The 22,627-nt window shown below is 64.6% G+C and carries 23 protein-coding genes; 13 read left to right on the forward strand and 10 right to left on the reverse strand.

Features of this window, described 5'->3' with window-relative positions; all coding sequences use genetic code 11:
- Positions 1–4 precede the first annotated feature (4 nt).
- The 3 genes from P8R42_15800 to P8R42_15810 all read left to right on the forward strand — a co-directional run bounded on the left by P8R42_15800 (position 5) and on the right by P8R42_15810 (position 2,474).
- The gene (locus P8R42_15800; GenBank protein ID MDG2306077.1) at positions 5–1,666 is read left to right on the forward strand and encodes an NAD(P)/FAD-dependent oxidoreductase; all 1,662 of its coding nucleotides are present in this window, start codon (positions 5–7) and stop codon (positions 1,664–1,666) included.
- Entirely contained in the window at positions 1,650–1,859 is a 210-nt protein-coding gene (locus P8R42_15805) for a hypothetical protein (GenBank protein MDG2306078.1), read from the forward strand. The genes P8R42_15800 and P8R42_15805 overlap by 17 nt, the downstream gene beginning before the upstream one ends.
- Before the next feature lie 480 nt (positions 1,860–2,339).
- Complete coding sequence (locus P8R42_15810) at positions 2,340–2,474, forward strand: hypothetical protein (GenBank protein ID MDG2306079.1); 135 nt, start codon at positions 2,340–2,342, stop codon at positions 2,472–2,474.
- A gap of 211 nt (positions 2,475–2,685) precedes the next feature.
- Here the strand turns inward: P8R42_15810 and P8R42_15815 are convergent, their stop codons facing one another.
- The 6 genes from P8R42_15815 to P8R42_15840 all read right to left on the reverse strand — a co-directional run bounded on the left by P8R42_15815 (position 2,686) and on the right by P8R42_15840 (position 8,770).
- Positions 2,686–4,314, reverse strand: coding sequence for an NAD(P)/FAD-dependent oxidoreductase (locus tag P8R42_15815; protein ID MDG2306080.1), 1,629 nt, complete (start codon positions 4,312–4,314; stop codon positions 2,686–2,688).
- Positions 4,315–4,955: 641 nt separating this feature from the next.
- Positions 4,956–5,780 carry a DUF374 domain-containing protein gene (locus P8R42_15820; protein ID MDG2306081.1) on the reverse strand — a complete coding sequence of 275 codons (825 nt, stop codon included), beginning with the start codon at positions 5,778–5,780 and terminating at the stop codon, positions 4,956–4,958.
- A 116-nt stretch (positions 5,781–5,896) separates the two neighbouring features.
- Positions 5,897–6,151: a hypothetical protein gene (locus P8R42_15825; protein ID MDG2306082.1), complete on the reverse strand. Its 255-nt coding sequence runs from the start codon at positions 6,149–6,151 to the stop codon at positions 5,897–5,899.
- 5 nt (positions 6,152–6,156) lie between these two features.
- Positions 6,157–6,978 carry a Rieske 2Fe-2S domain-containing protein gene (locus P8R42_15830; GenBank protein ID MDG2306083.1) on the reverse strand — a complete coding sequence of 274 codons (822 nt, stop codon included), beginning with the start codon at positions 6,976–6,978 and terminating at the stop codon, positions 6,157–6,159.
- Positions 6,979–7,276: 298 nt separating this feature from the next.
- Complete coding sequence (locus P8R42_15835; GenBank protein ID MDG2306084.1) at positions 7,277–7,681, reverse strand: hypothetical protein; 405 nt, start codon at positions 7,679–7,681, stop codon at positions 7,277–7,279.
- A gap of 246 nt (positions 7,682–7,927) precedes the next feature.
- Positions 7,928–8,770: a ThuA domain-containing protein gene (locus P8R42_15840; GenBank protein MDG2306085.1), complete on the reverse strand. Its 843-nt coding sequence runs from the start codon at positions 8,768–8,770 to the stop codon at positions 7,928–7,930.
- A gap of 262 nt (positions 8,771–9,032) precedes the next feature.
- On the opposite strand from P8R42_15840, the gene P8R42_15845 reads away from it, so the two are divergent.
- Together P8R42_15845 and P8R42_15850 are read left to right on the forward strand one after the other, a co-directional pair.
- Positions 9,033–10,439: an aldehyde dehydrogenase family protein gene (locus P8R42_15845; GenBank protein ID MDG2306086.1), complete on the forward strand. Its 1,407-nt coding sequence runs from the start codon at positions 9,033–9,035 to the stop codon at positions 10,437–10,439.
- 224 nt (positions 10,440–10,663) lie between these two features.
- Positions 10,664–11,029, forward strand: a complete 366-nt coding sequence (locus P8R42_15850; GenBank protein ID MDG2306087.1) for a hypothetical protein — start codon at positions 10,664–10,666, stop codon at positions 11,027–11,029.
- A 492-nt stretch (positions 11,030–11,521) separates the two neighbouring features.
- Here P8R42_15850 and P8R42_15855 read toward each other — a convergent pair whose 3' ends face one another.
- On the reverse strand, positions 11,522–12,388 hold the full coding sequence (locus P8R42_15855; protein MDG2306088.1) for an RluA family pseudouridine synthase: 867 nt from the start codon (positions 12,386–12,388) through the stop codon (positions 11,522–11,524).
- 151 nt (positions 12,389–12,539) lie between these two features.
- On the opposite strand from P8R42_15855, the gene P8R42_15860 reads away from it, so the two are divergent.
- Positions 12,540–12,998: a YaiI/YqxD family protein gene (locus P8R42_15860; GenBank protein ID MDG2306089.1), complete on the forward strand. Its 459-nt coding sequence runs from the start codon at positions 12,540–12,542 to the stop codon at positions 12,996–12,998.
- A gap of 391 nt (positions 12,999–13,389) precedes the next feature.
- Here the strand turns inward: P8R42_15860 and P8R42_15865 are convergent, their stop codons facing one another.
- Positions 13,390–14,628: an aspartate aminotransferase family protein gene (locus tag P8R42_15865; GenBank protein ID MDG2306090.1), complete on the reverse strand. Its 1,239-nt coding sequence runs from the start codon at positions 14,626–14,628 to the stop codon at positions 13,390–13,392.
- Positions 14,629–14,797: 169 nt separating this feature from the next.
- Between P8R42_15865 and P8R42_15870 the strand changes: the two genes are divergently transcribed.
- Together P8R42_15870 and P8R42_15875 are read left to right on the forward strand one after the other, a co-directional pair.
- On the forward strand, positions 14,798–15,691 hold the full coding sequence (locus P8R42_15870; GenBank protein MDG2306091.1) for a haloalkane dehalogenase: 894 nt from the start codon (positions 14,798–14,800) through the stop codon (positions 15,689–15,691).
- Entirely contained in the window at positions 15,673–16,524 is an 852-nt protein-coding gene (locus tag P8R42_15875) for a phytanoyl-CoA dioxygenase family protein (GenBank protein ID MDG2306092.1), read from the forward strand. Before P8R42_15870 ends, P8R42_15875 begins: the two co-directional genes overlap by 19 nt.
- 283 nt (positions 16,525–16,807) lie before the next feature.
- Here the strand turns inward: P8R42_15875 and P8R42_15880 are convergent, their stop codons facing one another.
- Positions 16,808–17,590 carry a hypothetical protein gene (locus P8R42_15880; protein MDG2306093.1) on the reverse strand — a complete coding sequence of 261 codons (783 nt, stop codon included), beginning with the start codon at positions 17,588–17,590 and terminating at the stop codon, positions 16,808–16,810.
- Positions 17,591–17,639: 49 nt separating this feature from the next.
- Between P8R42_15880 and P8R42_15885 the strand changes: the two genes are divergently transcribed.
- The 5 genes from P8R42_15885 to P8R42_15905 all read left to right on the forward strand — a co-directional run bounded on the left by P8R42_15885 (position 17,640) and on the right by P8R42_15905 (position 21,595).
- Positions 17,640–17,921 carry a hypothetical protein gene (locus tag P8R42_15885; GenBank protein ID MDG2306094.1) on the forward strand — a complete coding sequence of 94 codons (282 nt, stop codon included), beginning with the start codon at positions 17,640–17,642 and terminating at the stop codon, positions 17,919–17,921.
- On the forward strand, positions 17,918–18,529 hold the full coding sequence (locus P8R42_15890; GenBank protein ID MDG2306095.1) for a hypothetical protein: 612 nt from the start codon (positions 17,918–17,920) through the stop codon (positions 18,527–18,529). The genes P8R42_15885 and P8R42_15890 overlap by 4 nt, the downstream gene beginning before the upstream one ends.
- On the forward strand, positions 18,526–18,936 hold the full coding sequence (locus P8R42_15895) for a hypothetical protein (GenBank protein MDG2306096.1): 411 nt from the start codon (positions 18,526–18,528) through the stop codon (positions 18,934–18,936). Before P8R42_15890 ends, P8R42_15895 begins: the two co-directional genes overlap by 4 nt.
- A 304-nt stretch (positions 18,937–19,240) precedes the next feature.
- Positions 19,241–20,320, forward strand: coding sequence for a tRNA pseudouridine(13) synthase TruD (locus P8R42_15900; GenBank protein MDG2306097.1), 1,080 nt, complete (start codon positions 19,241–19,243; stop codon positions 20,318–20,320).
- A gap of 81 nt (positions 20,321–20,401) precedes the next feature.
- A complete protein-coding gene (locus tag P8R42_15905) occupies positions 20,402–21,595 on the forward strand; it encodes a cytochrome P450 (GenBank protein MDG2306098.1) in 1,194 nt (397 codons plus the stop codon).
- Positions 21,596–22,107: 512 nt separating this feature from the next.
- Here the strand turns inward: P8R42_15905 and P8R42_15910 are convergent.
- Entirely contained in the window at positions 22,108–22,554 is a 447-nt protein-coding gene (locus P8R42_15910; protein ID MDG2306099.1) for a sulfatase-like hydrolase/transferase, read from the reverse strand.
- Positions 22,555–22,627: the final 73 nt, after the last annotated feature.

Here is a 22,627-nt window from a genome sequence, read left to right on the forward strand (position 1 = left end):
GAGAGTGACGAACGAGAATCAGTCTTCGCGAACGAGCAGGCCTGCCGAACACTACGACGCGGTGATTATCGGCGCGGGTGTCAGCGGCATGTATGCCCTGCACCACCTGCGCGAGATGGGCCTCTCGGTGCGCGTCTACGACGGCGCCAGCGACGTGGGGGGCACCTGGTGGTACAACCGCTACCCGGGTGCGCGAGTCGATGGTCCGGGCAGCCCCTTTTACTGCTACACGTTCTCGGACGAGCTCATGCAGGAGTGGGACTGGGGAGAGACGCAGTCCGAGCAGTCCGCGGTGCTGGACTATCTCGAACACGTCGCCGATCGGTTCGACCTCCGCCGCGACATCCAGTTCGAGACCTGGGTGCAAGACACCCGCTACGACGAAGCGGCGCAGCGCTGGATTGTGGAGACCAGCACGGGCGTGTGCGCCTCTGCCCAGTTCCTGATCTGTGCCGTCGGCGCTCTCTCGACGGCGAACTTACCCGACATCCCGGGGATCAACGACTTCGCGGGCGAGTGCTACCACACCGGACGCTGGCCTCATGAGCCGGTTTCGTTCGAGGGCAAGCGCGTGGCCGTGATCGGGACAGGCTCCTCCGGGATCCAGGCGATCCCCGAGATCGCCAAGGAAGCGGCGCACGTGACGGTGCTCCAGCGTACGGCGCAATTCGCATTTCCTGCTGGGAATCGCGCCCTCACTCCCGACGACATGGCGGAGGCGAGAGAGGGTTGGGAAGCCGTCAAGGCGAAGATGCTCGCGCATATGGGTGGCTTCCCTTTCGACCCCCACTCGCGTTCGGCCCTCGAGGCGACCCCGGAGGAGCGCGAGGAACTGTACGAAAAGCTGTGGCAGCAGGGGAGCTTCAAGTTCTTCCTGGAGAGCTACAACGACATTGCGTTCAGTGAGGAAGCCAACAAGTCGCTCGCCGATTTCGTGCGCGCCAAGATTCGCGGGATCGTGCGCGAGCCTGCGATCGCCGACAAGTTGATGCCGGACCACTTCGTGATGACCAAGCGTCCGATCCTCGAAGACGGCTACTTCGAGACCTACAACCGCGACAACGTCACGTTGGTGGACCTGCGCGGGGATCCCATCGAGCGGTTCACGGAGGCGAGTGTGGTGACGCGGACAGGCGAGCACCCTATCGACATGCTCGTTCTAGCGACCGGCTACGATGCCATCAGTGGCTCGATGTTGCGCCTCAACCCGAAGGGGCGGGGGGGGATGAGCCTGAAGGAGCGGTGGACCGATCGGTTCCACAACTACCTGGGCCTCACGATCGGCGGCTTCCCCAATCTGTTCATGATTCACGGGCCCGGGTCGCCCGGCGTGTTCTACAACATGCCGCTAGGCGCCGAGCGGCAGATGGGCTGGATCGGAGAACTAGTGCGCCGTCTGCGCGACCGGAACCTTGGCGCAGTCGAGGCCTCGGCCGACAGCGAAGAAGCCTGGGCCAACGAGGTCAACGCGCTCGCCGACGCCACGCTCTTCCCTCGGACGGCTTCCTGGTGGACCGGCGCGAACGTTCCGGGCAAGCCCCGCTACTTCTCCGCGTACCTGGGCGGCTCGATATACTACCAGCGCATCGCGGACGTGGCGGCCGGGGGTTACGATGGGTTCGTGTTCGAGAAAGCGCACGGCGCGGGCGATGTCGGAGCGGCCTGAGCACCTCCGCTTCGGCAAGCTCAATGGCCTGCGGCTCTCAAACTGGATAGAGCGGCACGGCGCAACCGTCTCTGTGATCGAAACCTGGCGACGTCACTACAACGAGGTTCGGCCGCGCTCGAGCCAGGACTGCCAGACTCCGACCGAGTTCAAGAACAACATCAACCCGCCGGCCGAGGCGATCTCTCAATAACCGACTGGGCCGAAGAACCCGAGCGGGTCACCAAGTCACTGACTGCCTCCCGCGAAAATGAGGCAAAGGCCGACGCCGTCCATAGCCTCTCGCTCAAGTCGGATGTCCTCTCCCAACTCATGACCCGGCCCCACAGGAAGGCGGGAAGCGCCGTTCGAAAAAAGACGAGTCGTTCTCTCCTCTGGTTGTAGAGAGTGGCGGTGTCCCGTTCCTGCTGGTGTTCGACCGGCTGGAGCGACTTCAGACGTGGGCGGAGGGCGAGGTGATCGACTACGTTGGACCCGCGCACTGCTTCGATCTTCCCTCGACCCGAAGCTCCACATCGTGCTCAACGTCGGAACGTCCCATTCCAAGGAGTTCGTTCCAGACGAATCGGCGTGGTTGCGCAACTCCCTGGAAGAACTGAAGCCTTCGGTCTTGACCGTTCCGCTAGGAACGAGAGTCTTCGTTGGTCAGTCAGCCAGGGTTTCGGAGGGTCTCGTGGACGCATTGACTGCCCGCATGCGGCGGAACCCAGAGGTCGGAGCGGCGTATCTTGGGCAAGTCGAATTCGAGCTTCCCGGAGAAGAGCCGCAGCTCTTCCCCGCTCTGGACCTCGATGACGCTGAGCAGTAGCCCGTGCAGAACATTTGCGGGGGAATCGGAATCGCCACACGTGGACTTCTGGCGGATCACGAATCGCTCACGATGCAGGTGAACGATGGAGCCGGGATAAGCTCCGAAGCCGTCGCCGTCGCAACCGCATTTTATACGCGATCGAAATGAAGAGACTCTTCTTCTGTCCGGGGAACACCAACGTGCGCCATGTCGTGGCTTGCCAAGGGGATCAGCCTGCCAGTCGCTCGAAGGTAAGCTGGGGGAAGCCGTCATTAACGGATTCCCGCAGTTTGTCGTAGTAGACATTCGCACCGCCGAAGTAGATCAACACTCGGGGGTCGTGGTTCGCGATATTGGCGCCCATCATCCAGGAGTGCACCGTGTCACCCGCCGCCATCAAGGTCTGTTGGTGAATGTCGGCGACGTGTGCCGACCACTCTTCTTCGGCTTGCTGCTTGGGTTCGAAAACGTCGTAGCCTTCGCTTTCCATCTTCTTGATGCAGTCGGCGATCCACATGGCGTTCTGCTCGATCGAGGTTGGCAGATTGGCGAATGGTGCCTGCGGCCCGGTGATTGTAAAGAGGTTCGGGAAGTCGGCTACGCAGACACCCATGAGGGAATTGGAGGTCTTCTCCCACTTCTCTCGGAGGCTCTGGCCGCTCTTCCCGCGGATGGGGAACGCCTCGAGCGCGCCCGTGTACGCCCTGAATCCCGTGGCCAGTACGACGATGTCGAACTCGTAGTGGTTCTCCGTCGTGCGCACGCCCGTTTCGGTGACTTCGACCAGGGGCTCCTGGTCCCGGATGTCGACGAGATGCACGTTGTCGCGGTTGAAGGCTTCCATATAGCCGTGATCCAGCGGGGGACGCTTGGCAAACAGCGGATACTCGCCGGGGTCCGGTGTCAGTAGATCCGCAATCTCAGGGTCGTCCACCCGTTCCTTCATCTTGTCGATGATGAACTGAGACGCTGCGAGGTTGGCCTCGGGATTCGCAAGCAGATCATCGAAGGTTTCGAACACCCAGCGGAAGCTTCCATTCCAGTGCTCCTCGAAGATCCGCTGCACCTCCTCCGGTGGTGTATCCACCAGGTTGCGATTGACCGGGCTGTCGAAGGCCATGCCGAAGACGTGATTGCGGCACTTGGCAACGATCTCGTCGTAGTGCGCCTTGATGTCCTGTTCCCACTCCTTGGTCATTGGCCGCTGCATCGCCGGGAGGATGAAGTTCGGGGTGCGCTGGAAGACTGTCACGCTCTCCGCATTTTGCGCCATGACCGGCGTCATCTGCACTGTGGTTGCGCCAGCGCCGATGATTCCTACGCGCTTGCCCGCGTACGCGAGATCTTCCGGCCACCGTGATGAATGAAACAGGGGACCCTTGAAGCCATCCATGCCCTTGATCTTCGGAATGACGGGCTCCGAGATCATACCCATGCTGCTCGCGAAGTACTTGCAGGTATGGGTCTCCCCCGTGCCTGTCGTGACCTTCCAGTGGCCGCTGGTGGCCTGGTAATCGGCGGCGACGATCTCGGTGTTCAACTGGATGTTAGGCCACATTTCGCACCTGTCGGCGACGAAGTGCATGTAGGCGAGGGTTTCCTTCCAATCGGGATAGCGCGCGCTCCAGGACCATTCCTGCAGGAGCTCCTTCGAGAAGGTCAGGCAGTAGTAGTAGCTCTCACTGTCCGTCATTGCGCCTGGGTAGCGGTTCCAGGTCCAGGTTCCGCCGATGTCAGAGGCCCTGTCGAACACGCGGAAGGACAAGCCCGCTTCTTTCAGGTGGTGGCAGAGTGCAAGCCCTGCGAAGCCGGCGCCAACGGCGATGACGTCGAAATCTGGTTTTTGCTGCGAGCTCATCATCGTTCTCCCTGTGGTTCTGCTGGCAAGTCTGTGAGTCGTTGACGACGTCGGGATCTTTGAGGCCGATTTCTGACTATTGGGAACAACTCAAGAAGAAGACAATAGCCCGTCGTGAGCGGCAGAATCTACGCGTCGTGTAGGCGGCAAAGGTGCCGGAAGTGTCTCTTAGCAATCCGACCGGCCCCAAAACCACGCTTGGAAACCCCACGAAATTTGGCGGTCAACATCTTCCTTCGCCGAAGACGGCTTGCGCCCGCGTGCGTCGATAGAGGGGCGCTCTGTGCAATCCACGTGATTCGGGGACGATCCGGTCATCGCCCCAGGGTTCGCGCCGATCGAGACCCAGGCCCCCGCCGCTCCTGTGAGGAGAGGAGGTCGAGGAGAAGTAGACGAGCGGAGGAGGGCCTCGATGTCGGATGTGTACACCGTCACAGACCTCGTCCGAGTCGGCCTTGGAGTCGTCGCAGGTGGATGCCGAGCGACACTCGCTCGTGTCGAAGTCGCATGCCTTCCCGCAACGGAGCCGGCCGGAGAAGGGCGGCGGAAAGGAGGAGCGTCCTTGGTGAGAGGATCATGACCCTCAGAAGGAAGGCCGCCCACTCCTGCCGGTTCTCCCGCGTATCGGCCACGACGCTCGGCTACGCGGCTTTCTCCGCGCAGCTTTCTCCCTCGCGCTTCTTCAGCTCGTCAGGCCGTCGCTGCCCCATGTCGTCATAGCTCTGCCCAGCGAGGTCGTTCAGCTCATTTTCGAGCTGGATCCGAAACGCCTCGAGGCCCTCCTGCGTCTGCGCGGTCTCCGGCGCGAAGTACGGCCCGCGCAAGTAATAGCGAATCCGGTTGAACGGCAGCGGTACGGCCATGCGATCCCACGTAGGGAGCCGCCAACACCGCTTGTACCATGTACGCACGAGCGCGATCGGACGGTCGGAGTCGCGAGCTACCACGGGCCCGCCCATCTTCATCCGGTACCTCGGCCCCTTGGATCCATCTACGGTGAGCCCCAGAGTCACGGGCTCGTTCGTCTTCATGTGGCGGATGAGGTCCTCGAGGACGCCCTCGCGGCGCCGGGCTTGGCCCGACGTACTCCCCCCGCGGAAAACGACCGCCTTGCAAAGCTTCAGCATCCGCGCGATCAGCTCGCCCGAATCGCCAACGCTGGCCAGCGTGTGAATGCGGATGCCGAGGTAGTAGTAGCCGTACGCGACGGTGAAGACCTCCTCATGCCAGAGGAGACAGATGACACCCTTGTGCTTGACCGCCCACTCGTTCAACTCGACGAATTCTCGGCCTTCGACCCGGCTCGTGAGCCATACGAACCGCATGTAGGCCATGTAGATGTAGGGCACGACGATCGCGACGATCTTCGATAGCCCCTGCGAAACGAAGCGCTTCGCTCTATCACCGAGTGGCAGCCGCTCGGGCGGCGTGGGGGCACAACTCGCCCGGCTTGTCTGCTTGCTCATTGCTTGTTCTTCCCCGCTGAGATGAGCCGCGAACTTTAGCAGGCCGCGCTCGGCTGGGCACCACGAGACCATGACAGCGCCGGCCGCCGATGCAGTGAGTGTCGTGACGCCCCCGGTCAGTCCCTCTTCTTCAGTTGGCTCTCGTTGGCAACGATGAACTCCCTGATCTCGTCGGCGTGTTCGAGCAGGGTCTTCCACTGCTCCTGATAGAGCGTGACGGGGAATCTGCCACCCATTCCGTACGCGCTCACCGCGCCCTTCTGGCTGACCTTCAGGGAGAACTGCCGGGGTTTGGCTTTCGCCTGCGCTTTGAGCGCTGCGTTCTCCTTTCTTAGGCGTTCGAGTTCGGCTTGGACGTCTTGATCGGGCATGAGGTTCACCTTCTTGGGTTCGGGTATCGTCGGGTGGCCATTCTGGAGTTCGGTGCGACGTCGGCCATGGAAGGGGCGCTTCCGTCCGTCGCCGTGCTGCCGATGCCGCGCATGGAGACGACGGGCGACTTATAAAACTGCGAGAACCACTTCCGCTGGATCACAATCGGCCCATCTCCGTCGCAGAGCACCGGCTTCTCGCGGTAGATCTTGTCCCGCCAGATGGGGATGTCGTCCTTCACCCCTTCCCCGAAGCTGAAGAGCAGCGTCTTGCCCATGTCGTCCTGCTCGAGGCTCTTCGTGAGCAGGATCGACCAGCGTAGAATCGTTCGGTCTTCGTCGACGTCGTTCTCGGCGATTTCTTGTGCGCAGGTTGGGAGGTCGTGCTCGTAGTAGTGGACCTCGCCCCATTTATCCTGATCGGTCGCGAGTCCGGCGACGGTCTGCACCTCGAAGTAGGGCAGTCGGCCATCCGAATGATGCCAGGCTAGGACCATTCCATTCATTTCCTGCACTGGGAGGGTCTCGGCGACGGCCCGCGCAGGAATTCTCTTGGCGTACGGAATGTCGAGGCAAGTCCCATCGGTTCCCCATTGCCAATGATGAAAGGGGCACCGAAGCGCTTCACCGACGACGGCACCTTGATGGAGAGGTGCGCCGAGGTGTGGGCAGTAGTTGTCGAGAGCCGCGGCCTTTCCGGACTCGGTGCGGAACACCACCAGGTCGCGCCCGCAAAAGCGAACTTTCTTCACTTCCGTCGCCTTCAACTCGTGTGAAAAGCAGAGGCCGAACCAGCCGTGCGGAATCGGAAACGGAAACGTGGCCATTACTTTCTACTCCGGGTCTGGGCTCCCCCGTTTCTTATACCGCCCGAGAAAGTACTTTGAGGCGTCTTCGAATGTCGCGGCACCACAGGGCCGGCGACGCGGTCCTCGGATCTATAGTAGAGCCTCTGCGACGAGTCGAGGCCGCACGCCGACACCCCCATCAAATCCGACGCCCCGTGATCGGGAGACTGCCGCTCGTTTGCGCTACCAGCGGCTGAACAGGTGACGCGGCCGGCCGGTCCCCACGTGGAGACCGAGAACTTGAAGGGCGTTTCGCCTTTGTCGTACGCTCTGCCTGTCATGGTTGAAGAAGATCGTCGTCGACACGGCAGGAGACTCCGTTTTCGGCGAGTTCGACAGTGTCGTGAAGGCAATCGAGTGCGCGCGCCTCATCCAGGAAGAGCAGACTGGGCTCAACGCCTCGAAGCTCCGCGATCAGCAGATGGAGATGCGCATCGGCGTTCATCTCGGTGACGTCATCGTCGAGCACTACCACGTGTACGGAGAGGGAGTGAGTCTCGCAGCCCGGCTCGAGGGACTCGCCGTGCCGGGCGGCATCGCCATCTCCGAAGCGGTCTATCCGCAAGTGCGTGACGGGCTCGACCTGTCGATCCGTGACCTCGGACTTCAAGAGCTCAAGAACATCCAGCACCCGGTTGAGGTGTACGAAGTGAATCCCGTCGGCGCGACCGAGCGCGCTCATTCCCGTATCGATCGGTGGCTTCCTGATTCTGAGCCCGCTGTTCCTGTTCCTGAGAACCGGTGTGTTTCCGACCGCCGGCGCCGTTTTTCTCGCGGTCACCATCGGGCGCCTTTGGGGGACAATCGAGAAGCAACGCGGCGCGATGCAGTACGCGCTGGGCATTGCCGTCGCCGGAACACAGCGAGACCGGGGGGCCTGGGCTGGGCGGAGACGGCTAGCTTGACCAAGGGTCGTGCGTTCTTCCGGTCATTCCCCAGTCGCGAGGCCCCACTCGATCCCATTGCGGAGCAGGCGCTGAAAGGCGTCGCTCTTCCACGGGCCGCGGAAGTGAAGCGGCGTCGTGCCTTCCGGATCTACCGATGTGTGTACCCAAGGTTGGATGTTTGTCAGCGGTGTGTGGCAGTGGCCGAGTGCAACGTATGCGACCGCGCCGACGCCGTGGTTGCGAACGTACGCGAGCACGCGGGTCCGGCCGTCCGGTGCGACCGACGTGTCCTCGTCGTAGGTGAAGCCGAACTCGCGGGGGGCGGGGTCGTCCGCCGGAAGGTCCTCCGTTGATAGCAAGATGTGGCTTTCGTCGGGGGCGCGGAGTTCGATCAGGTAGAGCTCGTCCATGACCTCGAACGAGTCCGGCAGTCCCCGCGTCAGCGGATGATCGAGGTCTCGGACGTCGACGCTGAACTTGCGGATGGGTGGGTGATTCAAGAACGCTGCGCCGAGCACGTCGTGGTGGCGCGACCTCGCCATGATGCGCCCGGGCCGCCCATCGGGGAGCGGAACGGCCCTTCCGCCGCTCGTGCCGTGTAACGCGAGCCAACGTCCTCCCTGATCGAGCCAGGACGCAACGCGGCCCGCCTGTTCGTCGTCGAGATAAGGGCCGGCGACGTAGGTCACGAGCAGGTCACTCCCGGGGAGCCACGTCTCGATGTCTGCGAAGTCGTCCGCGACAGTCACGAGTGCTCGCTCTTCGGGTCGGAGCAGCTCGAGAATTCGTAGCCGCACGAACTCGATGTCATGACCCGCCGCCGAGCCCGGCGGGAAACCCCCGGTTACGACGTGCGCACGAGGGAACGGAGAAGAGGTCGCCATGGGTCCCAAGCTAGAGTGGTGTCCGGCCAAGCTCAACCGGAGATCCGAAGTTGCCTGGTTCGAGGATGCATGAAGCCGATCCACACGATGGAGCGATAGCCCGAGTCCTCCTACATCGCCCAAGCCCGCGAGCCACTGTTGGTTCCAAACAGCCGCGTGACATGGCGGGCCCCGGTCTCGCTAACCCGAGGCGGGACATGTACCGACTGACGATCTGGAGCTGCACGCACCACGACCTGACTCGCACGAAAGGATGATCCCAATGCCGAGCTTCGAACTGTTGATCAATGGCCGGATGGTGCCGGGAGCCGCCACTCTCGACGTGATCAACCCCGCCACCGAGAACCTCGCTGGGACCTGCTCGCGCGCGTCTGCGGCGCAGTTGGACGAGGCCGTGGCTGCAGCGCGCGCCGCCTTCCCGCAGTGGGCCGCCACGCCGATCGAACAGCGGCGCGAGGCGCTCGAGAAAGTCGCGGATGTCGCCATGGCCAACGCTCAGGAGCTGGGGAAGATCCTGACGAGCGAACAAGGCAAACCGTTGGGCGACGCCGTGAACGAGGCGTTCGGATTCGGCGTCTTCACGAAGCACTTCGCCGGGATGGAGCTGCCCGTCGAGGTGATCGAGGACAGCGACCGTCGACTGGTGGAGGCGCATCGAACCCCGCTGGGGGTCGTTGGCGCGATCATCCCCTGGAACTTTCCGCTCGTGCTCCTCGGTTTCAAGCTCGCTCCGGCCCTACTCGCGGGCAATACGCTGGTCGTGAAGCCGGCACCGACCACGCCGCTCGCGACGCTCCGGCTCGCCGAGTTGATCAAGGACGTACTCCCCGCGGGCGTGCTCAATGTGGTCGCCGATGCGAACGATCTCGGCTCTCGCATCTCGGCACATCCGGACATCCGAAAGATCTCCTTCACCGGCAGCACGGCGACCGGTGCGAAGGTGATGGCCGGTGCGGCGTCTACGATCAAGCGCATTACGCTTGAGATGGGCGGTAACGACGCGGGTCTTGTCCTCCCCGACGCCGACCCGAAGGAGATCGCTCCGAAGCTCTTCGACGCCGCCTTCGGCAACAACGGCCAGATCTGCATCGCGCTGAAGCGGCTTTACGTCCACGAGGACATCTACGATTCGCTTTGCACCGAGCTTGCCGAGATCGCGAATTCGAAGAAGGTCGGCGACGGCTCGCAGGAGGGCACGGAGCTCGGGCCGCTTCAGAACAAGGCGCAATACGAGAAGGTGAAGACGATCCTCGCCGACGCTGCAGAGAAGGGAACGATCATCGCGGGCGGCAATGCCAAAGGCGGGCCTGGGTACTTCATCGAGCCGACGATCGTCCGCGACATCGAAGAGGGCGCCCGCCTCGTCGACGAGGAGCAGTTTGGCCCCGCGCTCCCGGTGATCAAGTATGCGGACCCGGAAGATGCGTTGACGCGAATCAACCGTTGCCCCGAAGGGCTCGGGGGCAGCGTATGGGCTCGTGACGTCGACGCGGCTCGAGCGCTTGCGGCGCGGATGGAAGCCGGCACCATCTGGGTGAACAAGCACGGGGAACTCGACCCGGGGATCCCCTTCGGCGGCGCCAAGCAATCGGGCTTTGGTACCGAGCTGGGTCGCGCAGGCTTGGACGAGTTCACGCAGCGAAAGGTGATCAACATCGCCCGCGGGTGAGGTGTCGCGGCGGTAGTGCCGTCACGGGCGATGTCGGCCTGGCGGCGGGCCGTCTACTTCCCTGATGTGCCATCGGTCCATCGCCGATGGTGCCCGGAGTCTACTCACGTTGTCTGCTCGTCGCCGAGGCCAGGTGCGTTCGACACGATTGCGCAGCCGGGCGCGACTTCGGCCGCACAAAATGCAGGCGGAGATTCGATGACGCGTTCGAGAAGGTGGAGCGCATGGGCTGCGGCTCTTCGCCCTCGGGCGATGCGTTGGCGGTGGCGACGCAGCGAGGGGCAGAACGGCTTCGCGCGATGATTCGAGAGTCGTTTCCTATCGTCAGCAGCGGCACGTGCGAGGATCAGGGCTTCACGCGCATCCTCGACATCGACGAATGCCGAGACGCCGGCGCGGTGCTGTCCGATGACTCTGCCCAGGGGTTCCGCTACGACCAGCCGCCGGCCGGGTACACGTCACCGGGAACGGACTGGCCCTCCGGTTGCACGTTTCACAACGCCGATGTGCGCAATCCCTTGCCGTTCTTCCTCTACGCCCGCGGAGATTGCGGAGCCTACAACTTCCATTGTGTGTGCAGGTCTCGATGAGACGCGGGCTCGATCGGGGGTCGGGGTTATGCGATTTGATCCGCGTTGTCGTTCGCGACCAGGGCCGTTCTTCGTGTTCGCTCGCGCGAGCCGCGTGCTCTGCTGAACCGCCAGTTCGAGTAGCGAGAGATACGCGGTACTCCCCAAAACCACATCGACCGGCTCGAAGTTGATGTGGACGTGGCCCGTCGCGTCGGGTGCCAGGTCGACGAACTCGACGATGTCGCTGTCGTTCGCATTGTCGGTTCGGCCGGCGCCGGCGCCCGCGCCAAAGGTGGTGAGGTCCGCCGCGGTCGGGACGCGGCCGCCCGAGACCGTGTAGGGGGTGCGCGCGGGGTCCGAGCTTGTCCGGCTCGCGAACAGGCGGAGTGCGCAGCGGGCGTCCGGATCGAGACCTTCGAGCGTGAGAGAGCCCCGACTGCTGACGACCGTGCCGGTCTCCGCGGCTTTGGGCCAGATCTCCCAACGAGCGGGCGTCGGCGTGCGCGCGGGTTAGCTCATGAGCGCGAGGAACCCGCCCGGCGCGGCGGCCTCGATCGTGATCGGCGCATCGGTGGTCGGGGAAGGGATCGTCAGGCGAAGCGCATGCAGCCCCATCGTGCGACCTCGCGTCCCATAGCGCTCGTCCCCGGTGATCGGATGGCCGAGCCACGCCAGGTGGGCGCGGATCTGGTGCTGCCTCCCGGTCTCGGGTCGAACCTCGAGAAGCGTTCGGCCATTCCGACTGCGTAGCCGCTTGTAGTGCGTCACGGCGTCCTTCGGCTCCGTCCCATCTCTGGCGCTCCGCCGGCCGACGATCGCGCGGAACCCCTTGGCGTCCATTCGCAGCGGTTGGTCGATGGTACCGCTCGCTTGCGTTGGCGTGCCCTCGACGACGGCGAGATAGATCTTCGTCGCCGCCGACCAGCGCCGCGTGACGGTGTCACGCACTTCGCGCGATCGGCAAAAGAGCATCACCCCGGAGGTATCGCGATCGATTCGGTGCGCGGGCCAGAGCATCGTCGGGCTGGAGGGCAGGTCGAGCTGGCGCCGTAGCAGGCCCAGTGCGTGAGGCGCTCCCCCGCCGTCGGTTCCGACTGCGAGCAGTCGGGCCGGCTTGTCGATCGCGATGAGATCTCCTTCGGAATACAGAACGTCGAGTCGCTGCTCCGGGGTGCTCACCTTCTTCGCGGTGGCAAGGACAACGACGACGTCTTCGGCCGCCAAGGCGTAGTTGTGCTTCGTGACGCTCTCGCCGTTGACGAGGACGCGGCCTGTCTTCAAGCGCTCTTTGACATTCTTGCGCGACCAGCCGCGAAGATGAGTCGTGAGAAACTCCAGAAGACCGGAGCTCGCGTCGACGCGAATCTGCTCAGACATCGCGGAAGGCTCGAGTGAAGTGGTTCGGCTGATCCATGGCAGTGGTGGGAACGTACAGAAGGCCCACGTTGGTATCACGCCTTGGGTGTGAATGCCGGGTGCCGCCCGTCGGGGTTCGACAGCGTCGTCTTCGCGCTGCTACGGGACGCACGTGAGGATCTTCATTGATGCCGACGCCTGCCCCGTGAAGGAGGAGACGTACAAGGTCGCCCTTCGCTACGGGGTATCGGTGGCCGTCGTCGCGAATTCGCGCATGCGCGTACCCGATCTCGTTGGCATCGAGCTCGTCGTGGTGGCGCAGGGGCCCGATGTTGCGGACGATTGGATCGTCGAGACCTTGCAGTCGGGCGACGTGGTAGTCACGGCGGATATCCCGCTGGCGGCGCGCTGCATCGATGGCGGGGCTCGCGTCATCGGGATCTCTGGGCGCGTCTTTACCGAAGACTCCATCGGCGGTTCGCTCGCCACACGAGATCTGATGCAGCACCTGCGCGAGTCCGGCGTCCAGACGCCGGGTCCTCCGCCGATCTCCAAGAAGGATCGATCCCGCTTCTCATCGAAGCTCAACGAGTTGGTCGATCAAGGGAGCCGGGGGGCCGCAAGCCGTTAACGCGAGGTCGACGGTGTTGCACTCGGCGCGTTTCAGCTGCAACGCGTTGTTACATCGGATGTAGCCGTTCGCTTCGCCCGTTCGTTGCGTGTTCTCGTTTCTGTTCCGCCTGGCAACCCTTCATGCTCGCGGCCGACCAGGGGGCGACGAGGTCGATTCACCTGGCAACCTCACCGGAGTTGGATGGTATGTCCGGTGGGTACTTTCGGAAGTGCCGGCAGGTGAAGCGCGATGGGTTGGCTCGCGACAGGGCCGCGGCTGAAGGGTTGTGGGAAGTCAGCCAGCAGCTGGCCGGCTTCACCTACAGCCTCGAGTGCACTAGCCCCTGGCGGTGCGGCGTCGCCAGCGTCTATTCGTCGGTAGAGCGTCTTCCCCGGGCCGTGTTCGCTCCTCAGCTGTATCGCGATTCCTTCACCGCGCTGCTGTCGCCGCTCTCGACGGCTGCGCAACTGGCCCGCAAATCCTCGAGGTACGTGTCCGTCACGCTCTGGTGATACGGCGAGAGCATCAAATGCAAGGCTCGTGGCTCGGTCGTGAGGGCGGCGAACCAACCTCGCTGGAACATCTGGAAGTAGACGGCGAAGACGTCGATCTTGGGATGGCGGAAGGCAACGATGCCGAGTTGTGGTCGGCCGAGCACTTCGAAGCCCAGCGGCTCGATGCCGCGTTCGATCGCGGCGCGCGCATTGGTGACCTGCTTGTGCTTCGCGCGGTAGCCGTCGACGCCGAGATAGTTCATCACCGCCCAGGCGGCCGAGATGGCCCCACCGGGGCGCGTGCCCGCGAGTGTCGGGGTGACCATGCGCCCGCCGGGCCAATCGTCGCAGTCGAAGACCATGTGCTGCCGAAGATCGTCCGAACGAAAGAGAACGGTCGATGCGCCCTTTGCGCAGTACCCGTACTTGTGAAGATCTGCCGACATGGAACAGACACCGGGCACTTCGAAGTCGAAGGGCGGGACGTCGCCGCCGTTCATGCGGACGAACGGGGCGATGTAGCCGCCGACGCAGGCATCGACGTGAAGCCAGATCCCGCGTTCGAGAGCCATGTCGCCGAGCTCCTCGATCGGGTCGATCAACCCGTAGGGGAAGCTGGGTGCCGAGCCTACGAGCATGAGCGTGTTGGCATCCACCGTTGCACGCATCGCGGCCGCGTCGGCCATCAGGTCCTCGCGGACCGGGACTCGGCGGAGTTCCAGACTCATCAGCTTGCACGCTTTGTCGAAGGCCGGATGCGCACTGAACGGGACGACCACGTTCGGTTGGCCGTCCAGCCCACGGGTGGCAAGCGCGTAGTCGCGCGCCGCTTTTACGGCCATCGTGATCGAGTCCGTGCCGCCCGAGGTGATGTTGCCCACGCACCCGTCGTCGCCGTGCAGCAGGGACAGCCCCATCCCGACGACTTCGTCCTCCATCTGCTTGAGCGAGGGGAAAGCGGCCGGGCCGAGGCCGTTCTCGGACATGTAGAGCGCGTAGGCCTCTTTCTGCACCTTGGCGACGTCGTCGCCCGCGTTGAAGACGTAGACGGCGGTCTTCCCGTCGCGCCACTTGGCGTCGCCGGTGCCGCGTTCGATCATCTGCTGTCGAAGGTCCTCCCAGGGGGAGCCTGCCTGCGGCATCGAGTGGGGCATGTTCGGATCCTCGCGTGCTGTGGTTTCCGGGAGTGAGCGCGTTGCGCGCATTTCGAACGCATCACAGATCCGGGCGCCGTACCAGAGGGCTGCGACTTCTGGGTGGATCGGCTACGATGAGCGGAGACGAGGATGAGAGATCATGAGTACGCAGCGCACCCCTGCCGGCATCGAGTTCTTACGCACCCCGGCCGAACGCTTCGACGTCGTCGTCGGCTTCGACTACGAGCCTCGCTACGCCGACGTGGATGGTCTGCGGATGGCGTACCTCGACGAGGGGAGCGCTGAATCAGGGCACACGATTCTCCTACCGCATGGCGAGCCGACCTGGGGCTACTTGTATCGGTTCATGACCTCGCCGCTCGTCAAAGCGGGGCACCGCGTGATCGTGCCGGACCTGATCGGCTTCGGCAGGTCCGACAAGCCGGTCGACCGCTCGGTCTACACCTACGACGCGCACGTGGGATGGATGAGGTCGTTCCTCGACCCTCTAAATCTTCAGAACCTCACCGTGGTCTCGCAGGATTGGGGTGGCCTGATCACATTGCGCATTGCCGGTGAGGACCCCGAGCGGTTCGCACGGATCGTTGCGGGCAACACCGGCTTGCCCATCGGCGAGTCCCCCGGTGAGGGTTTCGACTTCTGGTTGAACCTGTCGCAGACCGCAGAAGTTCTCGATTGCGGAAGGCTCATCGCCAACACGGCGCAGAACCGAACCCTGTCCGACGCCGACATCGCTGCCTACAACGCGCCGTTCCCCGATGAGTCGTACATGGCCGGTGTGCGAGAGTTTCCGACCCTCGTGCCCATCACGCCGGGGCATGCGTCGGTGGAAGAAAACAAGGCCGCATGGGTGGAGCTCGAGAAGCGGACCCAGCCGTTCCTCACTCTGTGGGGCACCGCCGACCCGGTGCTCGGGCATCTGGGTCAGCCGTTCATCGATCGGATCCCGGGCGCCGCCGGCCAACCGCACCAGACCTTCGAGAAGGGCGGTCACTTCATCCAGGACGATCACGGGCCGGAGGTCGCGGCCGCGATCAATGATTGGCTAGCCTCGTCGTGACGCGCTCGCCCGACCGAAACGACACACGACTTTCCATCCCGGTGCGCTCGGTGCACGAGGCTCCGGAAGCTCTCGCGAACGACCTCGACGAAGCCGGGTGCCTCGTCGTGAAGGACGTGCTCTCGGCGGCCGCGCTCGCGACGGTCCGCGCAGAGTTGACTCCGCTGCTGGCGGCCGCGGGCGTCTCCAAGACCGACAAGCCCGACGACTTCTACCCGGCACATACGCGTCGAGTGACCGCACTCGTGGCGCGCTCCGAGGGGGTTCGCGACCTCATCCTCCACCCGGTCTCGCGCTCGATGCGCGACCACCACCTCGGCGCGGGCGCCGGGCAATCCCAGATCCACGTGACCGCCGGGCTCGAGGTTGGACCGGGCGCGCGCAGGCAGGTGCTCCACCGCGAGGAAGACTCCTTTCCCTTCTTCCCTCTGCCGCGGCCGAATCTCATCCTCGCCTCGATGTGGGCGATCTCCGACTTTCGCGCGGACAACGGCGGGACTCTACTCGTTCCGGGAAGTCACCGCTGGAGCGCGGATCGCACGCACTTTCCCTCCGAGGTCGTGGCCGCCGAGATGCCCGCCGGTTCGCTGCTGTTCTGGCTGGGTGGGACGCTCCACGGCGCGGGGGCAAACACTTCGACGACTTGGCGACAGGGGGTCATCCTCACGTACTCGCTCGGCTGGCTGCGTCAGGAGGAGAACCAATGCCTCGACGTGACACCGGAGCTTGCGATGCGTCTTCCCGCCGAACTGCAAGCGCTCGTCGGGTATCAGATGCACGGTTCGCTCGGGTTCTACGACCCGACCGTTCGCGACGAGCCGCAGTCGAAGTAAGGGGCGGGCGCTCGTGAGGGGGGCGTCCACGCCCACTCCTCGCGCGGATCGGTTCCTTCCAAAATCTGCCGAGCGGAGTCCGACGGAGCGTTTCGCCGCGTTTGGTGAGCAGGTCCAACCGTCTCTGAATCGGAACACTGGGCATGGCGCAGCGTACCAGCGTGCGAGGTCGTCGCACTGTGTGTCGGGAGAAGCGGCTCCGTCTGATCTGGAGCCGCCGTCCCGCTGCGCCGTCCGGTCGCGAGTTGGGGGCTTGCTCTGCCCGCCGGCCGACACGGCTCGGCTACCGCGCGGACACGACCACGGCCACGTGGTGAACCCACAGCGGAATCAGACTCGCCCAATACGCGACCATCCAGGTGAGACCGATGGCTCCGCCCCACGACGCGGCGTCGATGCGACGGTTCCGCTGCGAGATTGCGTCTCGCAAGCCCTCTTGCCACGGCACGCCGGCAACGGAGTCGGGTTGTTCGGCGTCATCCGCGGCTTCGGCCCGCAACGATCGCAAGTGAAGTGTCTGCCAGGGGAGGTAGATGAGCCCGAATGCGAGGTTCAGCTGGAGAAGGCCGACGCCGCCATCGGTCGGGGCGAGGCCCGAATACAGAAACGCGCTGGCGACCGTGTTCGCGACGAAGATGACGAACCAGCCGAGTTCCTCATAGAAGTAGAGATCGAGTCTTCGTGTGAGGATCGCGCCCCATACGAATCCCTGGGAGACGACGACCTGCGCGACCATGAGCCACGAGAGCGCCGTGACCCAGCCGGTGTGGTCGACGTCGAGCACCCGGACCACGTGCGAGAACTCGTAGATGTAGGCCACCTCGGAGAATGTGGCGAGCACGCGGGTGAGGAAGATCGAGCTGAGAGGGGTGTCGTGGAAGACGACGTTGTCGACGTAGCGGTTCGGGAACAGGCACCGAAACACGGAGACGCAAATGAGGATGAGTGCAGGGACGACGACGTGCAGGTCGGGGGTCGCGATCTCGAGCGTGCCCGCGATCAGATAGAGGTTCACCACAACGCCGAGCTTCAGGAGCCAGAGCGGGACGCGGAAATCGTTCGGCATCGGGCGAAGCCTAGCGTGCGCCTGGGCTTTCGTGCGAACGGGCAGGGGAATGAAGCTCTTCGCCCTCTTTTTCTTGGTGGCCGTCGCCGTCGGTGTGCCGTCTGAAGCCGAGGTTCCCGCCGCCGGGTCGCCCAGGCCGATCGGGTGGAAGGGCTATTGGACGGCTCTCCGCTCCCTGTTGGTGACGCCCGACGAGCCGTTTTTCACGACCCGCTTCGCGGAACCTGTCTCGCTGACGGGCCGGCACGCGGTCGTGACCGGCTGCGCTCCCGGCTCGCTCGGCCTTGAGACCGCGAAGGCGCTGGCCCAATGGGGGCGGAAGTTGTCGTGACGGCTCGTCGAAGGTCCTCGCAGGCCGCGGAAGCCCTACGCGCGGAACGTCGCCGCGAAGGCAGCGACGCTCCCATCGGTGCACATGACCTGGACCTGTCGCATGCCGGGTCCGTCCTCGCCTTTGCCCAGTGGTACGAGCAAGACCGCGGCCGGCGGCTCGACGTCCTCGTCAACAACGGCGGGATCCACCTGGACCTGATGTCGAAGTGGAAAGAGCCGAAGCTGGCGCTCGTCCACTTCACGTACGAGGCGCAACGCCGGTTCGCCGGGCCGAACCACCTGCAGAGCTACTGCCAGCATCCCGGCGGCGTCAGCGGTGCGCGCACCAACATCGCGGACAAGGGCTTGGAGGGCAGTAGAATCGTCGGCTGGTTGCGCAAGGCCGGAGCCCCGTTGGAGAGCCTGTTCATGGCGACGGCGGAGGAGGGCGCCCAAACGCAGACCCATTGCGCGACGGCCCCCGGCGCAGTAGGCGGTCGCTGCTATCTGGATTGTCGCGCCGGTGAGGCGGGACCGGACGTGGAGGACGAGGTGGCTGCCGAACGCCTTTGGAAGGAAATAGCCGAGTGGGTTGGCACTCTGCCGGCTGGAGGAGAGCATCTATGACCGATCCCAAGCGGGGCCCGTTTCTGACGACGATGGCCGTACTGTTCAGTGTTCTTGCGGTCTCGAACGCCACGAAGTTCCTCCAGAGTCTGAACTCGCCCGAGACGAACGGGTTCGTTCTCTTTGGGTATCGCTTCGAGACGCTGGTTTCGAACCTGATTTTCGGGCTCTTGTTCGCGGGGATTCTCTTCGCCTATGCCCGCGGCATCTGGACGATGAAGCGCTGGGTGCTGCCTCTGTCCGCCGCGTACGCGTTCTACGTCCCGACCAATCTCGTACTGTTCTGGTACCTTCGCCCACCACCGGACCGGCCGATCATCGGGATCATCGTCTATCTGGTCTTCGCCCTGGGCGGATCGATTGGCACCGCGTTGTACCTCTCCGCGCATCGCGACAGACTTCAGTAGCTCCGCGAGAGCGTCGCCCGGCACCACTAGGGGCCACGATCTGGAGTCCGCCAAGAAGCTCCCAGGCCCGCGACCGAGATCCGGAAGAGCGCCCGACGAGCGACGGGTTACTTCGTCTTTCGCGCGGTGACGCTCAACGTTCCGTCTCGCTGCGGCGTCCTATCGGCATGCCCTTGCAGCCGACTACCCGCCTCGGCCTGGAACCCCGCGCGTGGTCGCTCGTACTCCCGCTGTCGCTGGCCGATTCGGGCCCCGTGAAGCCTGAACTATAGAGCGAGAGGCCGATTCGCTATACCGGCACCGAATGACTCCGAGCGGCTCAGGCCCCACGGGCGGTACCGTTTCGGGCGCCCCGTTCGTACCGCCGCGATTCCTCGCGGACGACCCATGCGGTGGCCGGATCGGGCCGGCGCCGTCGGATTTCCGTGTCGACGAGATCCCGGCGTACCCGCTCTCCGGGGAAGGAGAGCACCTCTTCTTGAAGGTGGAGAAGGTCGGCCTCAACACGGCCGAGGTCGCCCAGCGCGTTGCCCGCGCCGCCGGGCTGCGCGAGCGGGATGTCGGCTACGCGGGAATGAAGGACCGGAACGCGATCACGCGGCAATGGTTCTCGGTCTGCTGCAAAGACGAGAACGCCGAGGCGTGGAACCTCGGAGACGGCGTGCGGATTCTCGAGGTCACCCGCCACAAGAACAAGCTTCGTACCGGACATCTCACCGGGAACCGGTTCCGCATCGCGGTCGTCGACGTGCCGAGCGGAGGCGAGGAGCGCGTTCGCGAGATGGCCGACGAGCTTCGGCGGAGCGGGCTGCCGAACTACTTCGGTTCCCAACGCTTCGGGCGCGGCGGGCGGAACCTGAGCGAAGCGTGGGCCTGGCTGAACGGTGGCGAGCGGAGTGGGAAGCGTGGGCGGTTCGCGAACAAGCTTCTCCCGAGCGTTCTGCAGGCGGAGGTCTTCAATCGCTACACCGCTGCGCGCCTCGCCGATCCGACTGCGCTTCTCGAGGGAGAAGTCGTTCGGTTGGAGGGCTCGGCGAGTGGGTTCGTCGTGGAAGACGTGGCGGCGGAACTCCTGCGTTTGAAAGACGGGGAGATCCACCGCACGGGTCCGCTGCCAGGCCCGAAGGCGCGGCCGGCCGGAGCGGCGGCGCTCGCGCTCGAGGAGCGCATTCTCGCGGACGTGGGCCTCACCGAGGAGTCGAGGGCGGCACTCGGAAAGCACGCGCCCGGCACTCGTCGCGATTTGCTCGTTCAGCCGGAGGATCTCGAAGCGAATGCGTCCGACGGTTCGCTCGTCCTCGAATTCTCGCTCCCGGCAGGTGCGTACGCCACGCAGGTCGTGCGCGAGTTTTGTGGGACGGACTGGGCGCGGCCCCGCGGGTAGCCGGGCGCCTCTGTGCCGAGGCGGGCGGCGTCGGGTCGGTGTACTCGGCTCGGTCCCTATGAGAAAGACTTCGGAGAACCCATGGCTCAGATCTACGACGTACTAGCCCCGTTTCACGAGCGTGCCGCGCGCGACGCGGCTCTGGCCCAGCTTCGCCGCGACGACCCCGTCCACTGGGATGTTCCCAACGAGTGGTGGCTGATCCTGCGGCACGCGGACGTTCGCGACGTCTCCCGCGATCCGGAGCTCTTCTCGTCCGAGCCCCGAGGGCCGTGGCATGCGTTCGAGGCTCATTTCTCGATGCAGGCGATGGATGGTGAACCGCACAAGCGGCATCGCAGCGTGGTGAGTCGGGCGTTCACGCCGCGGATGGTTTCGCGGCTCGGCGAGCGAGCCTCGCAGTTCGCCGACGACGCGATCGACGCGCTCGCCGGTCGGAGCAGCGGTGACTTTGTCTCGGAGCTCGCGGTGCCGGTACCGATGCGGATCATCGCGGACATGCTCGGCGTGGCGGACGAGCGGCTGGACGACTTTCGTCGGTGGACCGATGCGACGGTCGTCGCTGCGAGTGGGCAGGCGACGGACGAGGACATGGCGCGGGTGGCGGAGTGCATGGGCGAGTTCCACGCCTATCTCGCGACGGAGGTGGAGAGGCGACGTGCGGCGCCTGGGGACGATCTGCTCAGCCGGATCATCGAGGCCGACGCGGAGGGCACGATCGACTTCGGCGGTGATCCCGACCGCCTCGAGGCCAATGAGATCACCGACTTCGCGATCTTCCTTCTCATCGCGGGGAACGAGACGACGCGCAACGGTATCTCGCAGGGGATGCGCGCGCTGTTCGAGCATCCGGCGGAGCGTCAACGTCTGGTCGAAAACCCGGCGTTGTGGGAGACCGCAGCGGGGGAGGTCCTGCGCTGGACCGCGCCCGTGCGCGCGATGCGTCGCGTCGCAATGCGCGATACGACGCTCGGAGATCGGCGGATCGAGAAAGGGCAGTCCGTCGTGATGGTGTACGCATCCGCGAATCAGGACGAGGACGTCTTCGAGGATGCGCACTCCTTCCGGGTCGATCGCACGCCGAACGATTTCCTCTCGTTCGGGTTCGGTACGCACTATTGCCTCGGCGCCAACCTCGCCCGACTGGAGATCCGCGCAGTGCTTAGTCGTGTTCTCGAGCGGCTGCCGGATTTGCGACTGGCAGCGGGAGCGGCACCGGTGGAAATGCCGAGTGCGCTGCTGGATGGTTTGGAAGAGCTGCCCGTTGAGTGGTGAGGCTGGGCGAGGCCTCTAGCCAGGCCCAGCTAGAGCCCCAGTTCGACGATAGTCCCCGGCGCAGACAGCCTGCCGCTCGCGCCGGGCACGCCGCCCGGGCCACCACACCGCGGCCGGTACGCGGACGCCGCCTTCCGCCACGCTCATTTTGCCGCCTGGGAGAGGTCGGTTGTCACTCTCGCCGTCGAGGCCGCCGTTGGCCATCCCCTCTTGCGCGACGGTATCCAGGACACGGCCGATCGCTCGGTCCATCGCGGCAATGGGTGCGACGGCCTTCCGCGACAGCGGCGTAGCGCGCCAGCGCCTCGGGCGGAGCTTCGTTCGGGGTGTACGGTGCGTTGAACGCGACGTAGAGGAAGAGTGACCGCGTCCGGTCGCGATTCTTTAGAAGCCCGATCGCCTCGTCCGCGATTAGTGTGGTCGAGTAGCCCTCCTCGCGGACCGTTCCGCTGCCAGTCGTGGCCGCCGCCGTGGTTGTGATCCCAGTAGCCGATGCCGCCCGTCACGTGTCCTTAGAAGTGCTCGAAGCCGCGCTCATGCGGGAAGAGGTCGGGGGTGTAGTGGCCAAGATGCCACTTGCCGACCATTGCGGTCTCGTACCCCTGCTCGGCAAGGTACTGCGGCAGGATCTTCTCGTCGGGAGGGAGGCCCGTCTCTTCGTTCTTCGAGATGGGGCGACCGACACCTAGGCGCAACAGAGACTTCCCGGTCATGAGGCCGGCGCGCGTCGGGCTACAGCTGGGCTGGACGTAGAACCGGTCGAGCTCGATGCCCTCGCGCGCGATGCGATCGATGTTGGGCGTGCGGATCTCGCTGTCGTGGTACCCGACGTCGCGCCAGCCGAGATCGTCTGCGAGGAGAACGATGATGTTCGGTCGCGTTCCTTTCTCTCGCGGGGCGGAGGCCCCGAGGCCGAGCAGGGCAAGGGCCAGGGCGGGACTCCGGAGAACGCCATTCACCGGTGGACTCTGCTGGAGAGGAGCCGCGTCTTCAATGCGGCGATCCCCTTGAGCCGGGTCCGTTGCGCGAATA

It is taken from the genome of Candidatus Binatia bacterium (assembly GCA_029243485.1).
Classification (GTDB): domain Bacteria; phylum Desulfobacterota; class Binatia; order UBA12015; family UBA12015; genus VGTG01.